The sequence below is a fragment of the Pseudomonas sp. QLc11A genome (genome assembly GCF_052112305.1).
Taxonomy (GTDB): Bacteria; Pseudomonadota; Gammaproteobacteria; order Pseudomonadales; family Pseudomonadaceae; genus Aquipseudomonas; species Aquipseudomonas laurylsulfatiphila.
On record NZ_JAVAJJ010000007.1, the window covers coordinates 267517 to 274455 of the forward strand.

Below are 6939 nucleotides of genomic sequence, written 5' to 3' on the forward strand. Positions count from 1 at the left end.
CTTCCGCTTTTTTCTGATTACTGATGACATTGTCTTGAACCAACAAACGCGACTGCCTGGCGTATTCGGCATTTTCATTTTGGGGATGCTGCAAGTTCTGGTCTGGGGAGGTTCGTTCTTCCTGATGGCCGTCATGGCCGATCCGATCATGAAAGAGACCGGCTGGGCCAGCCAATGGGTGTATGGCGCACTGTCCCTGAGCATCCTGGTTTCCGCGATGCTGGCACCGTTGACCAGCCGGCTTATCGGCCGGTACGGCGGCCGCCCCATCCTGGCCAGTAGCGGCCTGGGCGTCGCCATCGGGTTGTTTCTGATGGCCAGTTCGACCTCGTTGCCGATGTTTCTTTTGTCGTGGGCAGTGATTGGCGTCGGTATGGCGCTGGGGCTGTATGAAGCGCTTTTCGCCGCTTTAGGTTCTCTCTATGGAGAGCGCGCGGGCAGTGCGATTACCGGGATTACGCTCATTTCAGGGTTTGCGACAACACTGTCATGGCCCGCGGTTGCGCTGGTCATCGAACACCTCGGCTGGCGCGCGACGTGCGTGGCTTATGGGGTGTTATTGGTCGTTGCCGTGGCACCGCTATATCTCTGGGTGCTGGCGCGGGGCGCGGGAGCACTCACAAAAAGCCAGGCAGTGAGTGATGAAGGTCGCTTGATCGATCGGCGGATCTACCTGTTGCTCACACTGATTTTCGCGTTGGGTGCAGTGATCATGACGGCGATGTCGGTCCAGCTGATTTCACTGTTGCAGGGGCAGGGGTACTCGCTTGCAACCGCCATCGGGCTGAGCGCTTTACTGGGGCCGAGCCAGGTCGGTTCACGTGTTCTACAAGTGTTTTCGCGAAAGCGTCACCCGATCTGGACGACGTTGATCTCCGTGGTGTTCGTGGCAATCGGTCTGCTGTTTGTGACTATCGCGCCGGCAATGACCGCTCTGGGGCTGGTGATCTACGGCGCGGGTAATGGTTTGCGGGCGATCGTTCGAGGCCTGCTGCCACTGGCCCTCATGTCGCCTACCCATTATGTGTTGCTGATGGGGCGCATGGCTCGGCCTTCGCTCATTGGACAAGCCTTGACCCCGCTCGCGGGCGGTTACCTGTTGCAGGCCTGGGGCGCTGGCGGTGTGCTTGCGGGCCTGAGCTCGCTGGCCGTATTGAATGTGTTGTTGGTTTTGCTGCTCATTAGGCTGGTGTGTAAAGAGCCGCGCTGAGCCAGCGAACCACCCTGCGCTCTGAATCAGTCGTCCGGCTTGGGGAACATGGGTCAGAAAGTAAAAAGCCCGGCGCTGGGCCGGGCTTTCTGTAGATGGGCCAAATCCCTTTGGCTGTCCGTATTGTGCTTGATCGGTGTGACGAAGGTGTGACAGCTGAATACGAAATACCGTGGCGTAACCGTTGGGCCAAGTGCTACTGGAGTACGACACGACATCAAAACTTTCGATACTCTCTGCTCAGTACTCCACAATGGTTTTGGGGCAATCGAATGGCGGTCAGTGAAACGCAACTCAATGACTTGAGCATTCGCCCAGGTGGGATTTGTCTTTAATCCGGTCCGAGGTCTGATCGAGATGGCTCATTCACTTAAATACCAAATAGGCGAATCCGTCCGCACTATCGAGGCCGAGGTGGGGAAGCTGCTCGATCTGGCTGCAACGCTCAGAGAAGCAGGGGATGAAGAAATGGCTGCAGCTGTCTCGACCCAGGCGAACAAGCTGCTTGAAGCAGCAGTGGCGCTGAGGATCGCGATGTCAGGCTGACTGCTTGCGCTGCGTTCGTTGAGCCAGATTGAGCCAGATCGAAGCACTGCATTGCCCTTAACGCCGATCCAGCCAAACCGTCTGAGCATTACAGAACTCGCGCACCCCGAAGTGCGAGAGTTCCCGGCCAAAGCCACTCTTCTTCACGCCTCCAAAACTGACACGCGGATCGCTGGCGCTATAGCCGTTGATGAATACGCCGCCGGTTTCAAGTTCGCCAGCCATCTGCCGGGCGAGTTCGCCATTGCGCGTATAAATAGTGGCGGTGAGGCCGAACTCGCTGTCATTGGCCAGTTCCAGCGCATGGGCGGCGTCGCGGGCCGTGATGATTGAAGCCACGGGACCAAACAACTCCTGTCTGAAGGATGTCATCTGATCGGTCACGTCGCCCAGTACAGTGGGTTCGTAGTAGTTGCCGGTGCCTTCGACCTTCTTTCCACCCAGCAGCAAGGTCGCGCCTTCTTCCAGTGTGTCGCGCACCTGTTGGTCCAGTTCGTCGCGCAGATCGAAGCGCGCCATCGGGCCGATGTAAGTGGTGGAGGCGAGTGGATCACCGACGACCAGTCGTTGGGTGGCCTCGACGAACTTGCGGGTAAATTCCTCTGCAATGCCTTGCTCGACAATCAGGCGTTTGGCAGCGGCGCAGACTTGTCCGGTGTTTTGATAGCGCCCGATCACGGCGGCTTTGACCGCCTCATCGAGGTCCGCGTCGTCGAGCACGATAAACGGGTCGGAGCCGCCCAGCTCCAATACGCATTTCTTCAGCGCGGCTCCGGCTTGGGCACCGATGGCCATGCCTGCACGCACGCTACCGGTGAGGGTGACCGCCGCGATGCGTGGATCGGCGATCGCCTTGGATACACCGTCCGGAGTGACGTTGATGACCTCGAAGACACCTTCAGGAAAATCCGCCTGCTTGACGGCCTCCAGCAGCAGGTAGGCGCTGCCCATGACGTTGGGCGCGTGCTTGAGCACGTAGGTATTGCCGGCGAGCAGGGTGGGGACCGCGCCGCGCAGCACTTGCCAGATGGGGAAGTTCCACGGCATGACGGCGAGAATCGGGCCGAGCGGGCGATATTCAATGCGTGCCTTGCCGCCTTCAACCGGGGTCGGTTCTGCGCTGAGCATGGCGGGACCCTGTTCGGCGTACCACTCGCAGAGCTGTGCGCATTTTTCAATTTCGCCACGGGCCTGAGCAATCGGCTTACCCATTTCCAGGGTGATCATGCTGGCCATGGCCTCTGCATTGTTGCGCAAGGCCTGGCCGAGGTTGATCAACAGCTGCGCGCGTTGCTCTACCGGTTTGCTGCGCCAGGCTCGAAACCCGGTAGTGGCCCGCGCCAGCGCGGCCTGTAATGCCGAATCGGATTCGAAAGGGTACTGGCCGATCTGCTCGCCCGTGGTCGGGTTGATCGAAATGGCGTGGGTAAGGCTGGATACGTGGGTCATGGCACCGTCCTGCTAGGTAGGAATGTGCTCAGGTTATGGGGGTATATGTTTTATGGAAACTGAATAATACTGAGCATAACGTTCACGTTTGGAGAATGACTTGGATCTGGTCCAGCTCGAAATTTTCAAGGCTGTCGCCGAGCACGGCAGCATCAGCGTTGCCGCCCAACATATCCACCGGGTGCCATCGAACCTCACGACCCGAATCAAGCAGCTCGAGCAGGACCTGGGTGTGGATCTGTTTATCCGCGAGAAGAGTCGCCTGCGCTTGTCGCCAGCCGGCTGGAGTTTCCTGGATTACGCTCGACGCATTCTCGACCTGGTTCAGGAGGCGCGGGCCACCGTAGCGGGTGAAGAGCCGCAAGGCGCCTTCGCCCTGGGTTCGCTGGAAAGCACTGCAGCGGTACGAATTCCGGAGCTATTGGCTGCCTATAACCAGAAACACGCGAAGGTCGAACTGGACCTGTCCACCGGTCCCTCCGGGACCATGATCGACGGGGTGCTGTCGGGGCGGCTGGCCGCGGCATTTGTCGATGGGCCGGTGTTGCATCCGGCGCTGGAAGGCGTACCGGCATTCGAGGAGGAGATGGTCCTGATCGCACCGCTCAATCATGAGCCGATTCATCGGGCCAAGGATGTGAATGGCGAAAACATCTATGCCTTCCGCTCCAACTGCTCCTATCGCCATCATTTCGAAAGCTGGTTTGCCAATGGCGCGGCGGTGCCCGGCAAGATATTCGAAATGGAGTCCTATCACGGCATGCTGGCCTGCGTCAGCGCCGGGGCCGGTCTGGCGCTGATGCCACGCAGCATGCTCGAAAGCATGCCGGGGTGTACGACGGTCAGCGTCTGGCCGTTGTCGGAGTCGTTCCGCTATCTGCGCACCTGGCTGGTGTGGCGAAGGGGGACGGTGTCGCAGAGCCTCACGATGTTTGTGCGCTTGCTGGAGGAGCGTGGTGTCGCGTTGATCGATAAATAGTGGAAAGTTAACGGTCTGCGCTGAAAAACCGGATAATGGCGGCCAAATCGTTTAGCTCGTTATTCTGGTAATCGCACATGGAAATCAAGGTCAACTTTCTCGACAACCTTCGACTTGAGGCCAAGTTCGACGACTTCACTGTGATCGCCGATCAACCCATTCGCTACAAGGGTGATGGCTCGGCGCCGGGGCCGTTCGATTATTTCCTGGCTTCGTCGGCGTTGTGTGCGGCGTACTTCGTGAAGTTGTATTGCGAGACTCGCAATATCCCCACCGAAAATATCCGCCTGTCGCAGAACAACATCGTTGACCCGGAAAACCGCTACAACCAGATTTTCAAGATTCAGGTCGAATTGCCAGCAGACATCTCCGCCAAGGACCGCCAGGGGATCTTGCGCTCCATTGACCGCTGCACGGTAAAGAAGGTGGTGCAAACCGGGCCTGAGTTCGTGATTGAAGAGGTCGAAAACCTCGACGCCGATGCCCAGGCGCTGCTGATGCCGCACTCGACCTCCGAGGCGGGTACCTACATTGCGGGCAAGGACCTGCCGCTGGAGCAAACCATCGCCAACATGTCGGGCATCCTGGCCGACCTGGGCATGAAGATTGAAATCGCTTCGTGGCGCAACATCGTTCCCAATGTGTGGTCGCTGCACATTCGCGATGCGCACTCGCCGATGTGTTTTACCAATGGCAAAGGCGCGACCAAGGAAGGCGCGCTGGCATCGGCGCTGGGCGAGTTTATCGAGCGGCTCAACTGCAACTTCTTCTATAACGATCAGTTCTGGGGGGAGGACATCGCCAACGCAGCGTTTGTGCATTACCCGGACGAGCGCTGGTTCAAGCCGGGCCCGAAGGACGAACTGCCGACTGAAATCCTCGACGAGTACTGCCTGAAGGTTTACGACCGGGATGGCGAGTTGCGTGGTTCGCATCTGTACGACACCAACTCCGGCAACACCCAGCGCGGTATTTGTTCGCTACCGTTCGTGCGCCAGTCGGACAATGAGGTGGTGTACTTCCCGTCCAACCTGATCGAAAACCTGTTCCTGAGCAATGGCATGAGCGCCGGCAACACGCTGGCCGAAGCCCAGGTGCAGTGCCTGTCGGAGATCTTTGAGCGCGCGGTCAAACGCGAAATCCTCGAAGGCGAAATGGCCCTGCCGGATGTGCCGCAGGAAGTACTGGCGAAATACCCGGGCATCCTGGCCGGTATCCAGGCCCTGGAAGAGCAGGGCTTCCCGGTGCTGGTCAAGGATGCGTCGCTGGGCGGGGAGTTCCCGGTGATGTGCGTCACTTTGATGAACCCGCGTACCGGTGGCGTATTTGCCTCGTTCGGCGCGCACCCAAGCCTGGAAGTGGCGCTGGAACGCAGCCTGACGGAACTGCTGCAGGGCCGCAGTTTTGAAGGCCTGAACGATCTGCCGCAGCCGACCTTCGAAGGGCAGGCGGTGACTGAGCCAAACAATTTCGTGGAGCACTTTATCGACTCCAGCGGTGTGGTCTCGTGGCGCTTCTTCAGTGCCAGGCCGGACTTCGAATTCGTTGAGTGGGATTTCTCCGGTCAAGGCGAAAACTCCAATGCCGAAGAGGCCGCGACTCTGTTCGGCATTCTCGAAGACATGGGCAAAGAAGTGTACATGGCGGTCTATGAGCATATCGGCGCCAAGGCCTGCCGCATTCTGGTGCCGGATTACTCGGAAATTTATCCAGTCGAAGATTTGATTTGGGATAACACCAACAAGGCGCTGCAGTTCCGCGCCGACATCCTGAATCTGCACAGCCTGAGCAAAGTCGGCCTGCGATCGCTGGCCCAGGGGCTGGAAAGCAGCGAGCTGGATGATTACACCGACATCACCACCCTGATCGGCATCGAGTTCGACGACAACACGCCTTGGGGCAAGTTGACGATCCTGGAGCTGAGGCTGCTGATTTATCTTGCCTTGCAGAAGTTTGATCAGGCCAAGGATCTGGTGGAAGCCTTCTTGCAGTACAACGACAACACCGTCGAACGCGGCCTGTTTTATCAAGCGGTGAACGTCGTGCTGGAAATGCAGCTGGACGATGATCTGGAACTGAGCGACTACGAGGTCAACTTCCGCCGGATGTTCGGTGACGAGCGGATGGATGCGGCGATAGGGTCGGTCGATGGCAGCGTACGTTTCTACGGTCTGACACCGACGAGCATGAAGCTGGAAGGCCTCGACAGGCACCTTCGTCTGATCGACAGCTATAAGAAGCTACATACGGCGCGGGCCGGGGTGGCGACGTTATTCAGCTGAAAGCGCTGACAAAAAAGCACCTTGGGTGCTTTTTTGTTTTTTGATGGCCAGCACAATTTTCCGTGTGCGGGGGGCTCGCTATTCGGCCATGACCTGGGCAGCGGCTGGCGTTGAGGAAGCTCTTCTATATAGAGGGCGCATTTTTCCACTCCTTTCAGGCTTCCTTCGGGGCGTTTTAGCGCCTTCTGTAAGTTATTGATAGAAAACCTGAATCAGTGCTTGACGGCTGATTTCAGATGTCTATAATTCGCCCCACTTCCGGCGCAGTCGAAACGGAAAACTCCTTGATAAACAAAGAGTTACGCAGTTTTCGGCAGCAGGTTGCTTCAGTTTATCGAAGCGCCAAGGAAGTTGAAAAAGAGGTGTTGACAGCAGCGAGTAACGCTGTAGAATTCGCCTCCCGCTGACGAGAGATCGAAAGCGCAAGTGGTTGAAGTTGTTAAGGATTCCTTGAAAACTTCTGAAAAAAATCA

5 protein-coding genes are annotated in these 6939 nt (G+C 57.9%); 4 read left to right on the forward strand and 1 reads right to left on the reverse strand.

The genetic code is table 11. The annotated features are described in order from the left end of the window. Window positions 1–85 precede the first annotated feature (85 nt). Both Q8X48_RS13430 and Q8X48_RS13435 read left to right on the forward strand, forming a co-directional pair. Window positions 86–1210 (forward strand): MFS transporter, encoded by a 1125-nt coding sequence (locus tag Q8X48_RS13430; RefSeq protein WP_407800387.1) that lies wholly within the window; start codon window positions 86–88, stop codon window positions 1208–1210. A 357-nt stretch (window positions 1211–1567) separates the two neighbouring features. Next, window positions 1568–1756 carry a hypothetical protein gene (locus Q8X48_RS13435; protein WP_015095786.1) on the forward strand — a complete coding sequence of 63 codons (189 nt, stop codon included), beginning with the start codon at window positions 1568–1570 and terminating at the stop codon, window positions 1754–1756. A 57-nt stretch (window positions 1757–1813) separates the two neighbouring features. Here Q8X48_RS13435 and Q8X48_RS13440 read toward each other — a convergent pair whose 3' ends face one another. Continuing rightward, the gene (locus Q8X48_RS13440) at window positions 1814–3205 is read right to left on the reverse strand and encodes an aldehyde dehydrogenase family protein (protein WP_407800373.1); all 1392 of its coding nucleotides are present in this window, start codon (window positions 3203–3205) and stop codon (window positions 1814–1816) included. 100 nt (window positions 3206–3305) lie between these two features. On the opposite strand from Q8X48_RS13440, the gene ptrR reads away from it, so the two are divergent. Further along, window positions 3306–4184: a putrescine utilization regulator PtrR gene (ptrR, locus tag Q8X48_RS13445; protein ID WP_007980886.1), complete on the forward strand. Its 879-nt coding sequence runs from the start codon at window positions 3306–3308 to the stop codon at window positions 4182–4184. Window positions 4185–4261: 77 nt separating this feature from the next. Continuing rightward, window positions 4262–6466, forward strand: coding sequence for an OsmC domain/YcaO domain-containing protein (locus Q8X48_RS13450; RefSeq protein WP_407800374.1), 2205 nt, complete (start codon window positions 4262–4264; stop codon window positions 6464–6466). The last annotated feature ends 473 nt before the right edge of the window (window positions 6467–6939 follow it).

Coding starts and splice junctions, on each gene's coding strand:
- Q8X48_RS13430 (WP_407800387.1), top strand. CDS start 86: ATGCTGCAAGTTCTGGTCTGGGGAGGTTCGTTCTTCCTGATGGCCGTC.
- Q8X48_RS13435 (WP_015095786.1), top strand. CDS start 1,568: ATGGCTCATTCACTTAAATACCAAATAGGCGAATCCGTCCGCACTATC.
- Q8X48_RS13440 (WP_407800373.1), bottom strand. CDS start 3,205: ATGACCCACGTATCCAGCCTTACCCACGCCATTTCGATCAACCCGACC.
- Q8X48_RS13450 (WP_407800374.1), top strand. CDS start 4,262: ATGGAAATCAAGGTCAACTTTCTCGACAACCTTCGACTTGAGGCCAAG.